The 21,067-nt window shown below is 65.7% G+C and carries 14 protein-coding genes; 5 read left to right on the top strand and 9 right to left on the bottom strand.

What is annotated here, in order from left to right; all coding sequences use genetic code 11:
* Positions 1 to 38: 38 nt before the first annotated feature.
* From QSJ34_RS11070 to QSJ34_RS11060, 3 genes are all read right to left on the bottom strand, one after another.
* Positions 39 to 1,367 carry a 3-deoxy-7-phosphoheptulonate synthase class II gene (locus tag QSJ34_RS11070; protein WP_285575118.1) on the bottom strand — a complete coding sequence of 443 codons (1,329 nt, stop codon included), beginning with the start codon at positions 1,365 to 1,367 and terminating at the stop codon, positions 39 to 41.
* Positions 1,364 to 2,470 carry a prephenate dehydratase gene (gene pheA / locus QSJ34_RS11065; RefSeq protein WP_285575116.1) on the bottom strand — a complete coding sequence of 369 codons (1,107 nt, stop codon included), beginning with the start codon at positions 2,468 to 2,470 and terminating at the stop codon, positions 1,364 to 1,366. Before pheA ends, QSJ34_RS11070 begins: the two co-directional genes overlap by 4 nt.
* 319 nt (positions 2,471 to 2,789) lie before the next feature.
* On the bottom strand, positions 2,790 to 3,236 hold the full coding sequence (locus QSJ34_RS11060) for a hypothetical protein (RefSeq protein WP_285575113.1): 447 nt from the start codon (positions 3,234 to 3,236) through the stop codon (positions 2,790 to 2,792).
* Positions 3,237 to 3,348: 112 nt separating this feature from the next.
* On the opposite strand from QSJ34_RS11060, the gene QSJ34_RS11055 reads away from it, so the two are divergent.
* From QSJ34_RS11055 to QSJ34_RS11035, 5 genes are all read left to right on the top strand, one after another.
* Positions 3,349 to 5,943, top strand: coding sequence for a CHASE domain-containing protein (locus QSJ34_RS11055; protein ID WP_285575112.1), 2,595 nt, complete (start codon positions 3,349 to 3,351; stop codon positions 5,941 to 5,943).
* Positions 5,944 to 6,101: 158 nt separating this feature from the next.
* Positions 6,102 to 8,876, top strand: coding sequence for an NADPH-dependent glutamate synthase (gene gltA / locus QSJ34_RS11050; protein ID WP_285575111.1), 2,775 nt, complete (start codon positions 6,102 to 6,104; stop codon positions 8,874 to 8,876).
* A 116-nt stretch (positions 8,877 to 8,992) separates the two neighbouring features.
* Positions 8,993 to 12,547 carry a pyruvate:ferredoxin (flavodoxin) oxidoreductase gene (gene nifJ / locus QSJ34_RS11045; RefSeq protein WP_285575109.1) on the top strand — a complete coding sequence of 1,185 codons (3,555 nt, stop codon included), beginning with the start codon at positions 8,993 to 8,995 and terminating at the stop codon, positions 12,545 to 12,547.
* Between the two features lie 16 nt (positions 12,548 to 12,563).
* The gene (locus tag QSJ34_RS11040; protein ID WP_285575107.1) at positions 12,564 to 13,556 is read left to right on the top strand and encodes a dihydroorotate dehydrogenase-like protein; all 993 of its coding nucleotides are present in this window, start codon (positions 12,564 to 12,566) and stop codon (positions 13,554 to 13,556) included.
* Between the two features lie 144 nt (positions 13,557 to 13,700).
* Positions 13,701 to 14,234 (top strand): RrF2 family transcriptional regulator, encoded by a 534-nt coding sequence (locus tag QSJ34_RS11035; RefSeq protein WP_285575105.1) that lies wholly within the window; start codon positions 13,701 to 13,703, stop codon positions 14,232 to 14,234.
* 70 nt (positions 14,235 to 14,304) lie between these two features.
* On the opposite strand, the gene QSJ34_RS11030 is transcribed toward QSJ34_RS11035, so the two are convergent.
* The 6 genes from QSJ34_RS11030 to QSJ34_RS11005 form a co-directional block, all read right to left on the bottom strand.
* On the bottom strand, positions 14,305 to 14,808 hold the full coding sequence (locus QSJ34_RS11030) for an RrF2 family transcriptional regulator (RefSeq protein WP_285575103.1): 504 nt from the start codon (positions 14,806 to 14,808) through the stop codon (positions 14,305 to 14,307).
* Between the two features lie 169 nt (positions 14,809 to 14,977).
* Entirely contained in the window at positions 14,978 to 15,310 is a 333-nt protein-coding gene (locus tag QSJ34_RS11025; protein WP_285575101.1) for a ComEA family DNA-binding protein, read from the bottom strand.
* 180 nt (positions 15,311 to 15,490) lie between these two features.
* Positions 15,491 to 18,316 carry an OmcA/MtrC family decaheme c-type cytochrome gene (locus QSJ34_RS11020; protein ID WP_285575100.1) on the bottom strand — a complete coding sequence of 942 codons (2,826 nt, stop codon included), beginning with the start codon at positions 18,314 to 18,316 and terminating at the stop codon, positions 15,491 to 15,493.
* A gap of 116 nt (positions 18,317 to 18,432) precedes the next feature.
* Positions 18,433 to 19,080: a hypothetical protein gene (locus tag QSJ34_RS11015; protein WP_285575099.1), complete on the bottom strand. Its 648-nt coding sequence runs from the start codon at positions 19,078 to 19,080 to the stop codon at positions 18,433 to 18,435.
* Positions 19,081 to 19,109: 29 nt separating this feature from the next.
* Positions 19,110 to 19,547: a hypothetical protein gene (locus QSJ34_RS11010; RefSeq protein WP_285575097.1), complete on the bottom strand. Its 438-nt coding sequence runs from the start codon at positions 19,545 to 19,547 to the stop codon at positions 19,110 to 19,112.
* A 35-nt stretch (positions 19,548 to 19,582) separates the two neighbouring features.
* Positions 19,583 to 20,935: a hypothetical protein gene (locus tag QSJ34_RS11005; RefSeq protein WP_285575095.1), complete on the bottom strand. Its 1,353-nt coding sequence runs from the start codon at positions 20,933 to 20,935 to the stop codon at positions 19,583 to 19,585.
* Positions 20,936 to 21,067 lie beyond the last annotated feature (132 nt).

The following is a 21,067-nucleotide window of genomic DNA, read 5'->3' as shown; positions in this document are numbered from 1 at the left end:
CAACGGACCGTCTCTGTGCTCGGGTGGATGCAAAAGTCCTACCGGATCATCTGGGCGATGAGAAAGGCCATTTCGAGGCTCTGACTGCGGTTCAGGCGGGGATCGCAGCCGCTGCGGTAGGCCCGCTGGAGTCCGGCCTCGTCCAGGCCCTCCACCCCGCCCGTGCATTCGGTGACGGGTTCGCCCGTCAGTTCGAAGTGCACCGCGCCCATGCGAGACCCGCAGGCTCGGTGCAGGGCGGCCACCTCCTGCAACTCCTGGAGAATGTCGCCGAAGGCCCGGGTTTTGAGCCCCCCGGCGGCCGTCCGGCCGTTGCCGTGCATGGGGTCGCAGCTCCAGAGCACGGGATGCCCCTCGGACCTGGCGGCTTCGATCAGGCCCGGCAGCGCGGCCTCGGCCCGGCCCGCGCCGAAGCGCGTGATGAGGGTGAGGCGGCCCGGGCGCCGCCCGGGATCCAGCTTGGCCAGCACCTTCCGCAGGCTCTCGGGCGTCATGGAGGCCCCCACCTTCAGCCCGATGGGATTGGCGAGACCCCGGATGTATTCGAGATGGGCCCCTTCGAGCTGTCGGGTGCGCTCGCCGATCCACAGGAAGTGGGCCCCCAGGTTGTAGTGGCGGCCGCTCTCCGGCACGAAGCGGGTCATGGCCGTCTCGAAGGGCAGGTGCAGCGCCTCGTGACTGGTGAAGAGTTCTCCGGTGCGGAGGTGCTCGGGAAGACCTCCCAGACGCTGCACGAAGGCCAGGGAGTTCCGCACCTGATCGAGGGTTTCAAGGTAGTGGCCCGCATCCTCCCGGCTCCAGGAGAGGTCCCAGTGCTCGGGGTGGTGCAGGTCCGCGAAGCCGCCGTCCACGAGGGCCCGCAGGTGGTTCAGGGTGGCTGCGGCCCGGTGGTAGGCCTCCAGCAGGCGCCGGGGATCGGGTTCGCGCTGGCTGGGGTCCAGACCATTGATGATGTCGCCGCGGTAGACCGGCACCTCCTTCCCGTCAATGCGCTCCGTGTCACCGCTGCGGGGCTTGGCATACTGCCCTGCGATGCGGCCGAGGTGGATGACGCCGGTGCGGCCGCCGTGGGTGATGAGCACCGACATCTGGAGGAGCACGCGCAGCTTGTTCTGGATGATGGACCCGCGGCAATCCGCGAAGGCCTCGGCACAGTCGCCGCCCTGGAGCAGGAACCGCCTGCCTTCGGCGGCCTCGGCCAGCAGCGCGTGCAGGTGATCGACCTCCTCGGGCACGACCAGGGGCGGGAGTTCGCGCAGTTCGGCCAGCACGGCCTCGACGGCCGCATCATCGCGATAGACGGGCTGCTGGGCGGCGGGCAGGCTGCGCCAGGCATCCGGAGTCCAGGTCTGTATCGTCGTCTTCATCGCGCACCTTCCATGACGGCCTGCGGGTAGCTGCCCAGCACCTTGAGGGAGGCACAGGCACTTTGGAGTTCGACGAGGGCTTCGTGCATGAGTGGGTCCTCCGCATGGCCCTCCACGTCGAGGAAGAAGGCGTACTCCCACAGTTTTCTCCGCGTGGGCCGGCTCTGGATGCGGCTCAGGTTCAGGCCGCGGCGGGCCAGGGGTTCGAGCAGCCGCAGCAGGGCGCCGGGGCCGTCCTGGGCCATGGCCAGCAGGGTGGTGCGGTCGCGGCCCGTCGGCTCGGCGGCCTTGGGACCGAGCACGACGAAGCGGGTGGCATTGGCGGCCAGATCCTGGATGCGCGTCTCCGCGACCCGCAGGCCGAAGAGTTCGGCGGCCAGTTCCGAGGCCACGGCGGCGCCCTCGGCATCCTCCCGTGCCAGCCGCGCAGCCTCCGAGGTGGAGGGCGCTTCGATGCGGTCCGCCTGAGGCAGGTGGGCCTCCAGCCAGCGGCGGCACTGGCCCAGGGCCTGGGGATGGGAATAGACCCGCCGCACGCTGCCCAGTTCAAGTTCAGGGCGCAGCAGCAGTGCCTGGTCCACGGGCAGCAGGATCTCCGCGCAGATGCGCAGGGGGCTGTCGAGGAAGGCATCCAGCGTCGTGTCCACGGCGCCCTCCGTGGCGTTCTCCACGGGCACCACGCCGTAGTCCGCGTGGGCCCGTTCCACGGCCTGGAACACGGCCTGGATGGTGCCCTGGGGCAGGGCCTGGCTCGATCCCCCGAACTGGTGCCGGGCCGCCAGGTGCGTGAAGGTGCCTTCGGGCCCGAGGAAGGCCACGCGCAGTGGCTTTTCCAGACTCAGACAGGCGCTCATGATCTCCTGGAAGATCGTGCGCACCGCCGCGCCGGGGAAGGGCCCCGGGTTTTCGGCTTCCAGCCGGTTGAGCACCTCGCGTTCGCGCTTGGGCGCGTGGAAGAGCGCCTCGGGCGCGACCTCCGATTTCAACCGGCCCACTTCCGCGGCGAGGCCCGCCCGCCGGTTGAGCAGGGCCAGCACCTGGTCGTCCACAGCGTCGATGCTGCGGCGGAGGTCCGCGAGGGCCTTGGGATCGAAATGGGTCATGGGTTCTCCTGCATGCGAAAACCCCCGAGCCGTGAGGTCTCGGGGGCGATGGCTGAAGCGGTTCTGGTTCTAGACGCCGCCTACCCTCGCACCTGAGGTGCGAAAGCTAAAGGCGAAAAAGCGGCGGGAGGTCAGCATGTCAGTCCTGACACCTTGCCTGAAATGGCAGGCATCCGCAAGGAACGTTTGACCCAAGGAAGGCAAAGCGAACCGCGAATTCACGCAAATGAAGGCCAGATCGCTGCCCATGTCGCGGCTGGCCGCCCATTTCTTCTCTATTCGCGTTCATTCGCGTTATTAGCGGTTTCATTTTTTCTGTTCAGGCGCCCAGGTGCCGGAGCGCTTCCTCCAGGCAGGCCGCCCATACGTCGTCGGGCGTCTCCTCCAGGAAGAACTCCACCGCGTGCCCGGCGGGCCGGGCCTCGGGGTGCTGGGACCAGGCTTCGAACAGGGCGTCCAGTGGGGCCGCATCCAGCGGGTTGTGGCGGAACTTGTGGGCCTTGCGGCCGCGGTCCGGTTCGGGGCCCCGCAGGCAGACGCCTTCGCGTTTGGTGGCGACGAAGGTGAAGGCCTGGACCCACTTCCCTTCCATGAGCTGGTTGAAGTGCAGGAAGGCTCCGTGGTGGCTCCGGGAATAGTCGAACAGCCGGTGCTTGCCCCGCCATTTCGACGCCCACTGGGTGAGGATGGCGGCGAGCCGTGCCCGCTCCGAGGGGTGTCTCAGACAACCCTGGGCGTAGGGCAGGAATTCTTCGAGCAGTTCCAAAGCAGGGCCTCCGGCGTCCTTCACCCTACCGCAGGGGCGGAAGCAGGGCATCTCCCCGCTTTCATCACCACTTTGCAAAGATCGCTAACATGAAGCGAATCACGAGCCCCTGATGCCCCATCACTCTGTCGCGCCCTCCCCCGAGCCAGGCCGCCTCTTCCGGCCCTGGGTGCTGACCCTGGCCGTGCTGGCGCTATGCCTTGGCGTCACGGTCATGGCCTGGCGGATCGCCCTTCAGAACCAGGCCCAGCGAGATCTTGCACGACTGAACCGGTTCGTGAGCCGCACGGAGCTGGGCCTTCAGAACCGGCTGGGGCGCTACGAGGACATCACCCGGGGCGCGCAGGGTTTCTTCGCGGAGGAGTCCAGCACGCCCCTCTCCGTCGAGAAGTGGCGCACCTACGTCAACGGTCTGGACCTGCCCCATCGCCACCCGGGCCTGACGAGCCTGGCCTTCATCGCGAGGGTCAGCCCCCAGGAACTGGACGCCTTCATGGTGGCCCGGCCGCAGCTGACCGGGCGCTACCACCTCCCAAGCGCGGACCCCCTTCCCCTCCGGAATCCCGGCCAGGACGGGGACCACCTGATCATCGAGCTCTGCGAACCCGGCGAGCGATCCGTGCGGGGCCTCGGCCTGGACGTCGGCACCAGCCGCACCCAGCGCATGACCGCGGAGCGCGCCCGGGATACCGGTCAGCCCGTGCTCTCCAGCCTGGTCTACTTCTCCCAGCCGACCGGGCGGGAAGACGCGGTGGTGCTCAACGTGCCCGTGTACCGCGGCACGCCGGAGACCGTGGAGGAGCGCCGGCTGGCGCTCCGGGGCTGGATTTCCGCGGGCATCCTGATCCGCCCCCTCATCGAGGATGTGCTGCGCGGCGAAGACCAGGGCATCGCGCTGGAGGTGGTCGATCCCCTTCCCGTCCAGGGGCCGCAGTGGCTGTACGCCACCCCGGACTGGCCCAAGGGCGCCAATTCGGATGTCGTCCGCGCGCTGGACGTGGGCGGTCGCGGCTGGCAGATCCGGTATGCCGTCAAGCCCAGCTTCTACCAGGCGGAGGGTCGCAACCAGCCGCTCTTCCTGCTGCTGGCGGGGCTCGCGGTGAGCTTCAGCCTGGCGGCGGTCGTCTGGTCGCTGTCCGGCACGCGCCGGCGGGCCCTCGAGCTGGCCCGCGCCATGAACGTCTCCCTGGACGAAGCCCTGCAGCGGAACCGCAGCCACCTGGCCTCCACGCCGCTCGCCGTCATCGAAACGGACGCCTCGTTCTGCATCAGCGAATGGAACGCCGCGGCCGAGCGCATCTTCGGCTACGCGAAGGAGGCGGTGCTGGGTCAGGATCCCCGCCTGCTCATCCCGCCGGAGGGACAGGCCGAAGTCGGCCCCCGGCGGGAGGCGCTGCTGCAGAGCGGCACCGGCACGCGGCTCAGCATGGAGAACCTCACGTGCACGGGCCAGCGCATCCGCTGCGACTGGTACAACGCGGCTTTGCGCGACGAGCAGGGCCGGTTCATCGGCGCCATCTTCCTGGCGGATGATGTCACCGACCGTCGCCGCGTCGAGGATGCCCTGCGCCAGGCGCAGAAGCTCGAAAGCCTGGGCGTCCTGGCGGGCGGCATCGCCCACGACTTCAACAACCTGCTTACGGCCATCATGGGCAACACCGAAGTGGCCCTGGACCGCATTCCGGACGACCCCGCCCTGCGCAACGCGCTCCAGCGCATCGAGGCCACCTCCCAGCGCGGGTCCGACCTCGCCCGCCAGCTGCTGGCCTATGCCGGCAAGGCCCACTTCTCCGTCCGCCCCCTCGACCTGAACGCCATCCTCCTCGAAATGGGTGATCTGCTTTCCGTGTCCATTTCGAAGAAGGTCCGCATCCAGACGGATCTGCAGCCGGACCTGCCCCCCGTGGACGCCGACAGCGCCCAGTTCCAGCAGGTGGTCATGAACCTCGTGATCAACGCCTCCGAGGCCATCGGAGATCATCCCGGCACCGTCACCCTGCGCACCCGCGGCCTCCGGTATGAACGCGCCGAACTCGGCGCCGCCTTCCCCGGACAGGTCCTCGAACCCGGCCCCTACGTGCGCCTGGAGGTCGAGGATGATGGCTGCGGCATGGACGCCGAAACCATCGGCCGCATCTTCGATCCCTTCTTCACGACGAAGTTCACGGGCCGGGGACTGGGGCTCTCGGCCATGCTCGGCATCGTCCGGGGCCACCGCGCCGGCCTCCGGGTGGAAAGCTCGCCTGGGAAGGGGACGACCTTCATCCTGCTCTTCCCCGCCTCTGAATCCCCCCTGGCTCCGCCCGCGCCTGAGCCGCAGTCGCGCCAAGTGGCCTCGGGCACCGTGCTGGTGGTGGATGACGAGGCCATCATCCGCGATCTGGCGCGAAACGCCCTGGAGAATGCCGGATTCAAGGTGGTGGAGGCCCAGGATGGGCTGGACGCCGTGGAACGCTTCGCAGCTCAGGCGGAAAGCATTGATCTGGTCCTCCTCGACATGACCATGCCCAGGATGGGCGGCGCCGAGGCCTTCCGCCTAATCCGCGAACGGTCTCCCCGGGTCAAGGTCCTGTTGACCAGCGGTTACACCCAGAAGGAATCCCTGGAATCGCTGGTGGACCTCCCGCCGAATGGATTCCTCCAGAAACCCTTCCGGGTCCGCGACCTGATCGCCAAGGTGCGGGACCTCCTTCAGCAAGAGGGGTAAATTCAAAAATAAATAAGCATGTTGGAATATTCATATTGCAACCTAAGTCCTTGCGATAACAGCCTCCTGTGCAATGGATCACAAGTGTCCCCATTTAGGTTTTTAGACACAGAATTAGGGGCCTGAACATCTCATGCTGAACGGATCTGGAGGCATTCATGTCCGATTCGGCCACTCAGCTGATCAGCTCCGGCAACCTGCCCGCTCCCAACTGGCACGCCACCCACGAGGAAGCCCAGGCCCGCCTGACCCGCATGGCCGAGGCCCTGGGCGCCGGGAACTGGGCTGAGGTCGACGGCGGGGCCAAGTGGATCTACGAGGTGCTGCGCGCCCACAACGAGGCCGAGGAGCGGGAGCTCTTCCCCCTGCTGGAGGAGATCGGCGCCGAATCCCTGCACCAGCGCCTCTACGACGACCACCGGCAGATGTGGGAGCTCACCCTCCAGCTGCTTTCCGAGATCAGCGAAGGCCAGGTGCGCGCCCCGCGTTCGCTCACCCTGCTGGGCCAGCGCTTGGTGGATCTCATCCGCGATCACATCGAGGCTGAGGAAAAGCTCATGCTGCCCCTGCTCAAGGGCAAGTCGCTCTACTGGTCCGAGGACGAGACCCAGGAGGGCTACCTCATCCTCGAGAAGAAGCTCATCGCCCCCGAGACCTGGTCCTTCATCGTGCAGGCGCCCCAGGTGGCGCGGGGCCGCAAGCCCGGCCAGTTCTTCATGGTGGCGCCCTTCCCCGAGAGCGAGCGCATCCCCCTCACGCTGGCGGGAGGCGATGCCAAGAAGGGCTACATCCACTTCATCATGCAGGAGGTCGGCGCCACCACCCAGGCCATGGGCAAGCTCAGCGCGGGTGACCGCCTCTACGCCGTGGCCGGGCCCATGGGCACGCCGACCGAGCTGGTGGAGGAAGGCACCATCGTGCTGATGGCCGGCGGCTACGGCAGCGCCGCGATCCTGCCCGCGGCCGAAGCCCTCCACGCCGAAGGGCGCCGCGTCATCACCATCCTCGGCGGCCGCTCCAAGGAGCGCGTGCTGCTGGCGGACGAACTGGGCGCGGCCTCGGCCGAGCTCATCGTCACCACCGACGACGGCACCCTGGGCCGCAAGGGCCTCGTGACCGATGCGCTCAAGGACATCATCGCCCGCGAGCCCATCGCCCAAGTGGTGGCCGTGGGTCCGCTGCCCATGATGCGGGCCGTCTCCGATCTGACGAAGCCCCACGGAATCTTCACGCTCGTGAGCCTCAACGCGCTCATGGTGGACGGCACCGGCATGTGCGGCGGCTGCCGCGTCAGCGTGGGCGGGCAGACCAAGTTCGCCTGCTTCGACGGCCCCGACTTCGACGGCCACCAGGTGGACTTCAACATGCTCCGCATGCGGTCCGACTGGTACAAGCAGGAGGAGAAGGACATCTGCGAGCCCGACCAGTGCAAGATCGGCCGCGTGGCCGCCACGGGCCCGGTGGACTACTCGAAGTACCTCAACGAGGCCGTCACCGAGCTGGACTGGAAGAACCTCGACCTGGGCGCCATCAAGCCCAGCCAGAAGATGAAGATCCCCCGCCAGGACATGGCCTGTCAGCCGCCCGAACTGCGCGTGTGCAACTTCGACGAGGTGAGCCTGGGCCTGTCGCCCGAGCAGGCCAAGCTCGAGGCGGCCCGCTGCATCATGTGCAAGCACCCCGCCTGCATCGAAGGCTGCCCGGTGAGCATCAACATCCCGGCCTTCCTCCAGCAGATCGTCAACGATGATCCCCAGGCCGCCGCGCGCGTCATCAAGGAAAGCTCCAGCCTGGGCTCGGTCTGCGGCCGCGTCTGCCCGCAGGAAAAGCAGTGCGAGATCAAGTGCGTGGTGGGCATCAAGGGTGAGCCCGTCTCCATCGGCCGCCTGGAGCGCTACGCCAGCGACTCCATGCTGGGCTCCCAGGAGCTGCCCCCGGTCGAAGCGCCCACCGGCAAGAAGGTGGCCGTCGTCGGCGCGGGCCCCGCGGGGCTCACGGTGGCCGGCGAACTCATCAAGAAGGGTCATCAGGTCACGGTCTACGACGCCTTCCACAAGCCGGGCGGCGTGATGCTCTACGGCATCCCCGAATTCCGCCTGCCCAACAAGATCGTCGATCAGGAAGTGGACACCCTGCGCCGCCTGGGCGTGAAGTTCGTCATGAACACCCTGGTGGGCCGCAGCATGACGCTGGAGGATCTCCGGAAGGAGAACGACGCCATCTTCATGGGCACCGGCGCGGGCCTGCCCAAGATGATGGGCATCCCCGGCGAGGAGTACAAGGGCGTCTACACGGCCAATGAATTCCTCACCCGCATCAACCTCATGCGTGCCGACCTCTTCCCCACCCACACGACACCCGTGACGGTCGGCAAGAACGTCATCATCGTCGGCGCGGGCAACACGGCCATGGACGCCTCCCGCGCGGCCCGCCGCATGGGCGCCGAGAAGGTCACGGTGGTCTACCGCCGCACCATCAAGGAATCCACAGCCCGCAAGGAGGAGCTGGAGCACGCCATGGAAGAGGGCGTGGAATTCAAATTCCTCACGACGCCCGTGCAGCTGCACGGCAACGACAAGGGCTGGATGACTCACGCCGAATGCGCCGTCATGGAGCTGGGCGAGCCCGGACCCGATGGCCGCCGCAGCCCCAAGATGACGGACGAGCGGATCATGATCCCCTGTGAAACCCTCGTGGTGGCGCTGGGCTTCGACGTGAATCCCCTCATCGCCATGACCGACAAGGGCCTGAAGACCCTGAAGGGCGGTGTCGTCGTCGTCGACAACGAAACCGGTGAGACCTCCCTGCCCGGCGTCTTCGCCGGCGGCGACGTCATCACCGGCGGCGCCACCGTCATCCTGGCCATGGGTCAGGGCCGCCGCGCCGCGGCGGCGATCCACCAGCGGCTCCAAGGGGATCCGGCGGTGGTCTGACCACTGACCCCCTTTGTGATGAATATGACCGATCTATCTTGTATGATTCTACAGGTGCGGTTTTTGTCCTGATTCCCACTGCCTGAAACCGCCAAAGGCCCCCGGGAGGAGTAACCATGAGCCAACGTGTGATGAAGACCTTGGATGGAAACGAGGCCACCGCCTCGGTCGCCCATCGCCTCAGCGAGGTCATCGCCATCTACCCCATCACCCCTTCTTCGAACATGGGCGAATGGGCTGACGAATGGAGCTCCCAGGGCAAGACCAACATCTGGAAGACCATCCCATCCGTGATCGAGATGCAGTCCGAGGGCGGCGCCGCGGGCGCCGTGCACGGCGCGCTCCAGGCCGGCAGCCTCACGACGACCTTCACGGCGTCCCAGGGCCTGCTCCTGATGATCCCGAACATGTACAAGATCGCCGGCGAGCTGACGCCCTTCTGCATGCACGTCACCGCCCGCACCCTGGCTGCCCACGCCCTCAGCATCTTCGGCGACCACTCGGACGTGATGTCCTGCCGCATGACCGGCTTCGCCATGCTTTCTTCGGAAAGTGTTCAGCAGGCCCACGATTTCGCGGCCATCTGCCACGCCGCCACCCTGCGCAGCCGCGTGCCCATCCTGCACTTCTTCGACGGCTTCCGCACCAGCCACGAGGTCGCCAAGATCGAGATCCTCAATGACGAGGACCTGGCCCACATGGTGCCCGACGAGCTGGTGGCCAAGTTCCGCAAGATGGCCCTCACGCCCGATCACCCGGTGATCCGCGGGACCGCCCAGAACCCCGACACCTTCTTCCAGGCCCGCGAAGCCTGCACGCCCTACTACAAGGCCTTCCCGGCCATCGTGCAGCAGGAAATGGATCGCTTCGGCGCCCTGACGGGCCGCAACTACCGCCTCTACGACTACTACGGCCACCCCGAGGCCGAGCGCGTCGTTGTCATCATGGGCTCGGGCTGCGACGTCACCCACGAGTACGTCGAGTGGGCCATGAAGCAGGGCGAGAAGGTCGGCGTCCTGAAGGTGCGCCTCTTCAGGCCCTTCGCCATCGAGGAGTTCGTCCGCGCCCTGCCCGCCACGGTGAAGAAGATCGCCGTCATGGACCGCTGCAAGGAGCCGGGATCCCCCGCCGATCCCATGCACCTCGACGTCATCGCCGCCCTGCGCGAAGGCCGTGAGGACGGCCACACCAAGCTCGATCCCATCGTCGTGGGCGGCCGCTACGGCCTCTCCTCCAAGGAATTCACACCGGCCATGGTCCAGGCCATCTACCAGAACCTGGCCAAGGACACGCCGAAGAACCACTTCACCATCGGCATCGTGGACGACATCAGCCACAGCTCGCTGACCTACGACGCGAGCTTCGACGTGGAGCCCGCCGATGTGACCCGCGCGCTGTTCTACGGCCTCGGCGCCGACGGCACGGTGGGCGCCAACAAGAACTCCATCAAGATCATCGCCGAAGAAACCCCGAACTACGGCCAGGGCTATTTCGTTTACGACTCCAAGAAGTCCGGCGCCATCACCATCAGCCATCTGCGCTTCGGCCCCCGCCCCATCAAGAGCGCCTACCTGGTGACCAAGGCCAACTTCATCGCCTGCCACCAGACGAGCTTCCTCGACAAGTACGAGATGCTCGAGACCGCCGTGAAGGGCGCCACCTTCCTCCTCAACACGCCCCACGACAAGGACACCGTCTGGGACACGCTGCCGAAGGAAGTGCAGGAAGCCATCGTCGAGAAGCAGCTCAAGTTCTACGTGATCGACGCCTACGAAGTGGCCAAGAACACCGGCATGGGCGTGCGCATCAACACGATCATGCAGACCTGCTTCTTCGCCATCAGCGGCGTGCTGCCCCGCGAGGAGGCCATCGCCCAGATCAAGAAGGCCATCAAGAAGACCTACGGCAAGAAGGGCGATGCCATCGTCCAGAAGAATTTCGTCGCCGTGGATGAAACCCTCGCCCACCTCCATGAAGTGAAGGTCCCGACGAGCGTCAGCTCCTCCCGCGTGCGTCCGCCCGCGGTGGCCGCCGAGGCGCCGGACTTCGTCCAGCGCGTCACGGCCGTGATGATGGAGGGCAAGGGCGATCTGCTGCCCGTCAGCGCCTTCCCCATCGACGGCACCTGGCCCGTGGGCACCACCAAGTGGGAGAAGCGCAACATCGCGCTGGAAATCCCCGAGTGGGACAGCTCCATCTGCATCCAGTGCAACAAGTGCGCGATGGTCTGCCCCCACGCCGCCATCCGCGCCAAGGTCTATGAGCCTTCGGCTCTGGCCGGCGCGCCCGGGACCTTCAAGTCCATCGACTACAAGGGACCCGAGTACAAGGGCCAGAAATACACCATCCAGGTGGCCCCCGAGGATTGCACGGGCTGCACCCTTTGCGTGGAAGTCTGCCCCGCCAAGGACAAGAGCAACCCCAAGCACAAGGCCATCGACATGGTCGCCCAGGCGCCCCTGCGCGAGCCCGAAGCCGCCAACTACAAGTTCTTCCTCGATCTGCCTGAGGTCGACCGCACCACGGTCAAGCTGGACGTGAAGGGCACGCAGTTCCTCGAGCCCCTCTTCGAATACAGCGGCGCCTGCTCGGGCTGCGGCGAAACGCCTTACATCAAGCTGCTCACCCAGCTCTTCGGCGACCGCACCCTCATCGCCAACGCCACGGGCTGCTCCAGCATCTACGGCGGCAACCTGCCCACCACGCCCTACACCGTCAACAAGGACGGCCGCGGCCCCGCCTGGGCCAACAGCCTCTTCGAGGACAACGCGGAATTCGGCCTGGGCCTGCGCCTCTCGGTGGACAAGCACCAGGAGTTCGGCCTGGAGCTGATGCACCGCCTCGGCTCGAAGCTGGGTGACGAACTCGTCGCCGGCCTCGCCACCGCCGACCAGACCACCGAAGCGGGCATCAAGGCCCAGCGCGAGCGAGTGGACGTCCTCAAGCAGAAGCTTTCCGGCATGGCCGAACCCGAGGCCAAGATGCTCTTCGATCTGGCCGACTACCTCGTCGATAAGAGCGTCTGGATCGTCGGCGGCGACGGCTGGGCCTACGACATCGGCTACGGCGGCCTCGACCACGTGCTCGCCTCCGGCCGCAACGTGAACGTGCTCGTGCTCGATACCGAGGTCTACTCCAACACCGGCGGCCAGGCCTCCAAGTCCACGCCCATGGGCGCCGGCGCCAAGTTCGCCATGGCCGGCAAGGCCATGCCCAAGAAGGACATGGCCATGATCGCCATGGCCTACGGTGGCATCTATGTCGCCAAGGTCGCCTTCGGCTTCCGCGACGCGCAGACCGTGAAGGCCTTCCAGGAAGCCGAGTCCTACAACGGACCCAGCCTCATCCTGGCCTACAGCCACTGCATCGCCCACGGCTACGATCTGGCCAAGGGTTGCGAACAGCAGAAGCTGGCGGTGGATGCCGGTCACTGGCCGTTGTTCCGCTTCGACCCCCGCCGTCTGGAAAAGGGCGAGGCGCCCCTGCAGATGGATTCCGGCGCACCGAAGATCCCCATGCTCCAGTACGTGCGTAACGAGACCCGCTACCGCATGATCGAGCAGCAGAATCCCGAGAACTTCAAGAAGCTCATGGACCAGGCCCAGCTCGACACCACCAACCGCTACTCCGTCTACGAACAGCTCGCCAAGCTGTCCGTCACAGCCAAGTGAAGGGGAAGGTGAATCCATGAAACTCGCGACCACCTACCTCGGCCTCAAGCTCAAGCACCCCCTGATGGCGGGCGCCTCGCCCATGGTCGATGACCTGGGCATGGTCAAGCGCCTGGAAGATGCCGGCGCCTCGGCCATCGTGATGCACTCGCTCTTCGAGGAACAGATCACCCGCGAAGAGCAGGGCACCATCATGGACATGCAGCTCAGCGCCAGCACCAGCGCCGAGGCCCTGTCCTACTTCCCCCAGCCCGACGAGTTCCGCCTGGGCCCCGAGACCTACCTCGAGCAGATCCGCCGCATCAAGGCCGCCGTCGCGGTGCCCGTCATCGCCTCGCTCAACGGCACCACGCCCGCGGGCTGGCTGCACCACGGCAAGCTGATGGAAGAGGCCGGCGCCGATGCGCTGGAGCTGAACGTCTACTACCTCCCCACGGATCCAAAGGAAACGGCCTCGGACGTGGAAAAGCGGACCCTCGACATCGTCAGGGCTGTGAAATCCGAAGTGAAGATCCCTGTCGCAGTGAAGCTGTCGCCCTTCTTCTCGGCGCTGGCGCACTTCGCCGTGGAACTGGAAGCCGCCGGAGCCGACGGCCTCGTGCTCTTCAACCGCTTCTTCCAGCCCGACATCAACGTCGAGGACCTGCTGGCCGAACCCAGTCTGCAGTTGTCAGGCCCCGCCGACCTGCTGCTCCGCCTGCGCTGGCTGGCCCTGCTCCACGGCCACATCAAGGGCAGCCTCGCCGTCACCGGCGGCGTGCATGACGGCATCGGCGCCCTCAAGGCCGTCATGGCCGGCGCGGACGCGGTTCAAATGGTTTCCGCCCTGCTGATCCACGGGCCCGACCGCCTGGCCCAGACCCTGGCCACCCTCACCGAATGGCTCGAAGAGCACGAATACGAGTCCCTCGCCCAGGCCCGGGGCAGCATGAGCCTGCTGAAGTGCCCCAATCCCCAGGCCTTCACCCGCGCCAACTACATGCGAATCCTCAACGGCTGGAAGCCCTGAATCCCGGCTTTTCCCAGCGAGACCCCCGGAGTATCGGGGGTCTCGCGCATTGTGCAAAGAATCACAGTCTTTGGATGTGATTGACCTGAAGATCGTCTATTATTCATAGCAATCATCTCAACCATCCTTCCCTTGCAGGTGACCATGCTTCCTCTGTCCCAGTCCTCCGGTTATGCGGTCCTTGCCATGAGCTGCCTCGAAGACCCAGGCGGCAAGCCTACGCTGGTGGTGGATGTGGCGGCCCGCACGGGCTTCCCCCGCCCCTACCTGTCCAAGATGATCCACAAGCTTGCCAAGGTGGGCCTGGTCATGGCGAAGCGCGGCAACAAGGGCGGCGTGGTGCTGGCCCTGGCGGCCAAGGAGATCACGCTCGACCTCATCGCCGAAGCCGTGGACGGCTCCGAGTGGCGAAACCAGTGCCTCCTCGGCTTCAAGGACTGCTCCGACGAGCGCGCCTGCCCCTCGCACACCTTCTGGAAGGCCGAGCGCGATCACATCTACCGCTGCCTGAAGGACATCTCCCTGGAGGAGATCCGCACCTTCGAGCAGAACAGCCGCACCTGGCGCCTGGCCGACGCTCTCCCCGAGAAGAAGGCCAAGCCCCGCGTCAAGAAGGCCGCTAAACCCGCCGCGAAGAAACCCGCGGCCCCCAAACGCACCCCCGCCAAGAAGGCCTGATCTAGGCCCCTTTCTGCGCCACGAGGCCGCCCCCGGGGCGGCCTCGTTCGTTCCGTGGGATCCCTTCTTCCTAATGGCCCCCGGCGGCAGTGTATTCCGGCGCAGACACCGCACTTTGTATCCGTTGGTTCAGGAGGCCGTGGTTCGCCCGGAAACGCTCCACACCCGGGTCGGGATTCTGGGCCAGGTCCGCCAGGGTCACCGAACGTAGCCGCGCCAGGATCTGCTCCAAGGTCTGGTGCCAGAACTCGTGGAGAACACAGGGCGTCTCCCCCGAACAACCGAGCAGCCCCATGAGGCAACGCTTCCGCCAGGCCACGCCATCAATGGCCTCAGACAGATCCTCCAGGGTGATCTCCGAAGAAGGCCTGGCCAGCACCACGCCGCCGTGGTGACCGCGTCGGGCGACCACCAGGCCTTTCTTGGCCAGCTTGTGGATCAACTTCGATAGGTACGAGCGAGGAATGCCGGTGTACTCCGCCACCTCCTCGACCAGGACCGGATGCCCCCCTGGTTCCTGGAGGCAGCGCAATGCCCGCACCGCGTAACCCGTAGTCTGGGACAGGGGGAGCATCCAAACCTCCATGAAAGATCAAGCCAAAACAAGGCTTATCAATGAAGATGCTCCGGTATTCTATTTGGTCAACCATCCTTGTGATTTTGATCACGTTGTGGTTGTGCAACGGGCTAAAAACAAAGCCCCCGGCATGGGGGCTTTGGGCCAACCGGGAGGGATGAAAAGCCTATTTCGCGGCGACCAGTTTGCGAACGCTTTGATAGAGGCCCTTGGGAATCGCGTTCTTGGTCACGAGGTCCGCCTTCGACCTGTAGGGGCGCTTGGCGATGATCGCGTCGGCGTAGGTTTCCGTGATGCCCGGGACCTTCACCAGCTCGGCCTTGGTGGCGTGGTTGATATCCACCGCCTTGGCCTTGGCTTCGGCATCAGCCTTCGCCTTCGCCTGCCGCAGCTTCTCACGGGCTTTGGCCCGGGCCGCCTGCTCGGCAGTGGTAGGGGCCTTTTTCGGCTTCGGTGTCTCATCTTCCTGGGCCAGGCCCCAGGCCGTGCATCCGAACACAATCGCAAGTGTTGAAATCAATCTAACTATTTTTTTATTCACGAATTACCCCTACACAATGGCTTCATTCTCGTTCCTTCGGCGCCGCAGTGTCAATTGCGGGAGCCTCCAACAAAAGGACCCGGCAGCCGAAGCTCCCGGGTCCTTTCGACGTGCGTGGGTGACCCGAAGGTCAGGCCCTTACTTCCAGCTCATGTGGACGGCGCGAATGTCGGCCGTCTTGCCGTTGCCGTGGCAGATCATGCACTGTTCGACGTTCGCAGGCAGAACGCCGGCGGCCGTGCGGGCAGCGTAGAACGAACCGCCGTTGCCACGGAAGTGCGCGATGGCAGCAGGCGTGTCATGGCAAGCCGAGCAGGCGCTCGTGATCGGGGAAGTCACGAGGGTGCCAGCGGCGGCCTGGGTGGCCGTGGCCGTGGCCAGGCTGTAGGAGTAGTTCGCGCCGTAGGCGGTGCCCAGGGGCAGCACGGCGGGGTTGGTCGTGAGCGCGGGGTTGATCCAGGGCGAGATGACCTTGTCCGTCGAAGCAACCACTTCATTGCCGGTGACGATGGAGTAGGCCGTGGCCGTGGTCATGTTGCCCGCGGCAACGCCGGTCCAGAGCAGGTTCGGGATGGCCGCAGCGTTGGTGCTGTTGCTGAAGTCATAGGAACCGGGGACGTGGCAGGCCTCGCAGTTGTTCAGCATCGCGGGGTAGGTCACGTTCCAGTACTTGTCGCCCGCGGTGGCTTCCCAGGAGTACTTCTGGGTCCGCTTGTCGGCGCCGTGGATGGCGTGGACGGCATCCTTGATGTTCACACCCCAGCCACTGTTGATCTTGTTGACGTTGTGGCAGAAGGTGCAGGTCGGGGCATCGTTGCGTTCGCCGGCATGGTAGACCTTGTCGGTAAAGACACCGAGCACCGCGTGGCAGTCATTGCACTTGGCATTGCTGACGATGGCGCGGCGAGTGGTGTTGGCCGGGCCGGTCCAGGTCTTGCCGTCGGCCGAAACCGTGCCGGGGAAGCCGGTGGGGATCGGCGTGGCATTGCTCATAATCTTGGACACGTTGGGCGCCGGAACGCTCACGCCACCGATGGTCGTGGTGGTGTTGTAGGGGTACCCGGGGACCGCGGTCTGGGTCAGGGGCTGGGAAGCGCCGTACCCATAGGAGTAGCCGATGCCGCCCGTCACCATGGTGGCGCTGGTCGGGATGACCGTGCCAACCATCGTCAGGGTGTAGTAGCCATCGGTGCCCTTGGCGGACAGGGTGGCCTTGGCGCTACCGGAGCCGTTCCAGACACTGACGAAGGTCACGCTGGCGGTGGTGTTCCAATCCGCAGGCGTGCTGATGCCGTCCTGGGTCGTGCCCATGGCGACGTAGAAGCTGGGGCCGCCGATGTAGCCGGTCCAGAACACGTTGTCCGTGGTGCTGGCGGGCGTCAGGAAGTCCTTGGCGACGCCGTCTTCCAGGAAGCGGAACTTGAACACGGGATGGCCCGTGGTGTCGAGCGCGAAGCTCTTGAGATCCCAGGTCACGCGGTGCGCGCCGGCGGGGATGCTGCTGCTGTAGGCCGCAACGGTGGAACCGTTGGTGTGGCTGTTGGGGACGTAGCCAGCCACGTCGGGGCCGACGGCCGGAGTGTGGACGGTGTCGATGTTGGCGGGAGTGTGGCAGTCGACGCAGTGCTTGTCGTCGAGCTGGGGGCCACCGTTGGCGAGGGTGCCGTGGTTGGTGCCATCGGCGAAGTTCACCTGGTCATGGCAGGCGCCGCAGGCCAGCCGGCTCGGCACGTTCTTCCAGTTGTCGCCCTGGGTGGTGACATAGGGAGAGGTGGCCGTGCCGTCGTGGCACATGACGCAGTTGCGCTGATCCTGGGGATAGGTGACTTCGTTGAACAGAATGTTGGCGTAGTTGTAGCCGGTCTTGGTCAGCCCTTCACCCATGTGCATCCGGTGGATGAACGCGACGAAGTTGCCGGTGGCCAGGCCGTTGATCTTGTAGGTGGCGGTGGTGCCGACGGGAGACGCGGGAGGCGCCACCGTCGTCGCGGTCACGACCGATTCGGCATTGCCATACTTGCGCTGATCCGTGTGGCAGATCGTGCAGAGCTGGGTGTCGATGCGGCTGCCGCCGTGGAAGGTCGTGAACTTGGTGTGGCAGCGGTTGCAGGCGTCCATGTCGACGATGTTGCGCTGCAGGTCCGTGGAGGCCACGGCCTTGCCCGTGGCAGGGATGAAGTCGTAATAGAGGTTCGCGGGCGTCTTAACAGGCGCCGCGGGCACACCGAGGTTGGAGCCATCGGGGGTGTTGGTGCTGGTGCCGCGGGCGTTGCCGTAGATCTGGATGGACAGGCGGTGCGTCAGCGTACCGTCGAAGGTCACGTCGCCGAGGTCGGTGCGGACCTGGTTCTTCGTCGCATCGTACGTGTAGCCATCGAGGAAGGCCTGGGCCTTCGTGATGTCCCGGTAGAACGTGTAGGTGTACGTGCCGTCGAGGTTGTCGACCAGGGTGCCCGTGTTGTCGGTGGTGGGCTTGCCAGGGGCCGCTGCCGTCGTGGTGTTCGGCATCGTCGTGACGACGTAGTTCACCCAGTAGGCGGGGCTGCCGTTGGTGCCAGGCACCAGCTTGGCGATCGTGAAGCCGAAGTTGGGGTAGCTGGCGGCCAGGGCCGTGGAGGCCTTGCTGGTCATCGCGCCGAAGCCCGAGACAGGCGTGCCGTAGGCATCGGTGACCGTGAACTTCACGACCGGCTGACCGGACGTGGCGGAGACAGCCACGCTCTGGATCGAACCCTTGAACGTCGTGTTGCTCCACTCGTCGGGGCTCAGCGCCGCGGCGTTGATGGTGACCACCGGGCTCTTGCCGTCGACACCGTTGGTGCCGTTCGTTCCGTTCGTGCCGTTGGTGCCGTTCGTGCCGTTCGTGCCGTTCTGACCGGCCTTCCCGTTACACCCGATCAGCACGAGCGCGATCGCTGCGGTGGCTAGAAGCCCGCAGAGCTGTTTCAAAGGACGGTGCTTCATATTCCATTCTCCCTATTAGGTGGTGAAGCGTTGATGGGCGGGGTGAAAGAAACTGCGTGTTGCGTTGAACCGGATGTCGCACCTCCTTTGAACTCGGTGCCTGGAATGCGTCTGTCTCAGGGCTTCGGAATGCTCGTCCCGTGACAGAGGGTGTTGTTGAAGCAGCCCGGAGCTGTTCCAGCCGGGGGAGTTGCGAGCGGCTTCATGCTCGAGTTCGCTCCGGCGTTGTGACATTTCGCGCACTCGGGTGCGTTCGCGCTGTCCGTTTCCACGTGGTTCGATTTCAGCAGCGTCGTGCTCAGCCAGGGCTTGTCCGGGTGCGGTGCCTTCGTGTGGCAGCTCTTGCACGAAATCGCCGGGCCATTGTCGAAGGTCGATCCGTGGCACTTCGCGCACCGCGCGAATCCCGCCATCGCGAACGCATCCGTCGGGTTCGGCGCCAACTGCGCCCCCATCCGGCCGTGCTGCAGCGGGTCCGCCCAGTTCGACGGATGGTCCACGCCCTTCGGGTGGCACGAGAAGCAGCTCACCTTCGCGATGCCGCCCGCCTGCGCCGGATCCGACGTCGATCCATGGCAGCTCCGGCACTGGTCCGGCGTCGCCGCATAACCCGCGTAGTGCACCTGGATCCAGTTCGACGGATGATGCCCCGTCGCCTCGCTGAACGGAGTGGCCTTCCCGGCCGCGCTTCCCGAACAGCCCAGCGCCAGGACCGCCAGGGCCATCGCCAAGCAGCTACCCGCCATCCATTTGACTTTGCTCATGGTGTTCCCCTTCGACATTCAGCGGATGACTACCGGTGACAAGCCCGGCACTTGTCGTTGTTCGCCCGGCCATGGCAGCTGTAGCAGCTCGACGGATCCAGCTTCCCTTCGATCTTGTGCAGCGTCAGGAAGTCTCCCCGGTGCGGCGCCATGCGGTCCGGGCTGTCGCTCAGCCGCGTCGCCGGCTTCATCGGAACCTTCCCGCCGTGGCAGTCCACGCAGAACGACGGCGCGTGGCACGCCGCACACGTGTTCCGGTCCTGGTTCGCCTGGAATTTGTGGTCCTTCACGAAGGTCGGCGTGTGATCGAACGTCGCGTAGGGCTTCAGCGCACCCTTCGCCACGTCCGTGCTGTGGCATTCCGAGCACACGGGCTTCCCTGCGCCGAGCCCCTCAGGGTGCGTCGCCGCGAAGCTCGCCTCGGGCGATACCAGACCGCAGGCCATCAGCATCCCAAGGCCCAGCACCACTCCTAGAATCTGCAGAACGGACTTCCGGACCATTACTTGCCCCCCTTCTTAGCGAAGCCAAAGCGATACTCGGCCCGCAGCAATGCCCGCGTTTCATGCTTGGCCACGGGCGTGCTGCCGAAGCTCACGTCGCCGGACACCTTCACGTTCGTCGTCGCCTGGTAACCCACCGACGCCACCGTCTCGAACACGTTCCGCAGCCCCGCCAGATAAGGATTCCCGCTCTCGTAACGCTGCAGGATCCCATCCAGGCTCGCCGTGAACTTGCCCTTGTTCAGCATCACCCAAGCCCGCGCCTCCTTGTGGCTCAGGCTCCTCGACGGCGCAGCGGGATCCACGAACTTCGTGTCCACCGCGTTCGCCCAGTGCCCGCTCACACCCAGCAGCACGGCACGCTCGTTGAAGTTCCAGCGCATCTCGCCGCCCGCCCGGTTCACGTCGCCGAACGTCTCGCGGTGCGTGTGCCGGTAGTCCGCCACCACCTGGAACGAGGCCGTCGTGTTCCACGTCAGGTTGCCGCCAAAGCCCTTGAACAGGTCGCCGTCATCCTGCCGGAACAACGAGGGCAGGTTCGTCCCCGCGAAGTAGAAGCGGAAGTTCCGCTCCGCGTAGTTCCCCGACATCGTCACCTGGTCGCCCAGCTTCACCGTCGCCGTGTAATCCTGCTCGGCCGCGTTCGTCCGCTGGTTGCTCACGTCGTAGACGCTCCGCCCCTGCAGGCTGAACGCCTTCGCCGGCGTCACCACCAGGTCCAGGCCCAGCCGCTTGCGCGTGTAGTCCGTCGACGAGGGGAACGTCAGATCCTGCGCCGCCTTCGTTCCATCCTGCAGGTAGGACAGGCCGATCTCGCCCACCTGCGCCATCCGCCAACCCAGCCGCGCTCCGAAGATGAAGTCGTGCTGGAAGTCGTAGTCGTGCTGGTTCCGGGGATCCACCACCTTATAGAGGACGGGCTTGCCACCGAAGGCCGACACCGTGAACCCGTTCACCAGGTCCGTCCGCGCGCTCACGCCATCGATCTGTTCGAAGCCCGTGCTCTGGTTCGCCGTGAACCGACCGGCCTTGATCTCGGCATTCGCCTGGTCGAAACGGTACTGCAGGTACCCGTAGTTCAGGTACCCGGCCGTCTTTCCGTCGAAGTTGCTCTGATCGCTCAGATCCGTCCGGCCCCACCCGAACAGGTGCAGCGACAGGTTGTCCGAACCCAGCTTCGTCGCGTCGATGCCCAAGTACTGCGTCGCCGGAGTGTAGGTCGCCTTCTCCGTCCCCGCCGCATCCTGCTTCCACATCTGGGCCATGGTCGTCCCATACAGGCTGACCTCCTGGCCCCAGGCGCTGGCTGACATCAGGGTGGCTAGCAGGGCCACATAGGTGTGTCGTTTCATGGTTCGCCTCATCTTGCAATTCGCTGTTCGTGTGGCCGTTCAAGAAGACGAGTGGTGCGGGGAACGGGAGAGAAGACTTGAGCTGGTAGCTGATGCACAGGTCAGGAAGAACACTAGTGCCGAAATTAATTG

Origin of the sequence: Geothrix limicola (assembly GCF_030268085.1) — a bacterium.
Classification (GTDB): Bacteria; Acidobacteriota; Holophagae; order Holophagales; family Holophagaceae; genus Geothrix; species Geothrix limicola.
The sequence above is the reverse complement of the archived record's forward strand: the minus strand, read 5'-3'. Positions and strand labels throughout refer to the sequence as shown.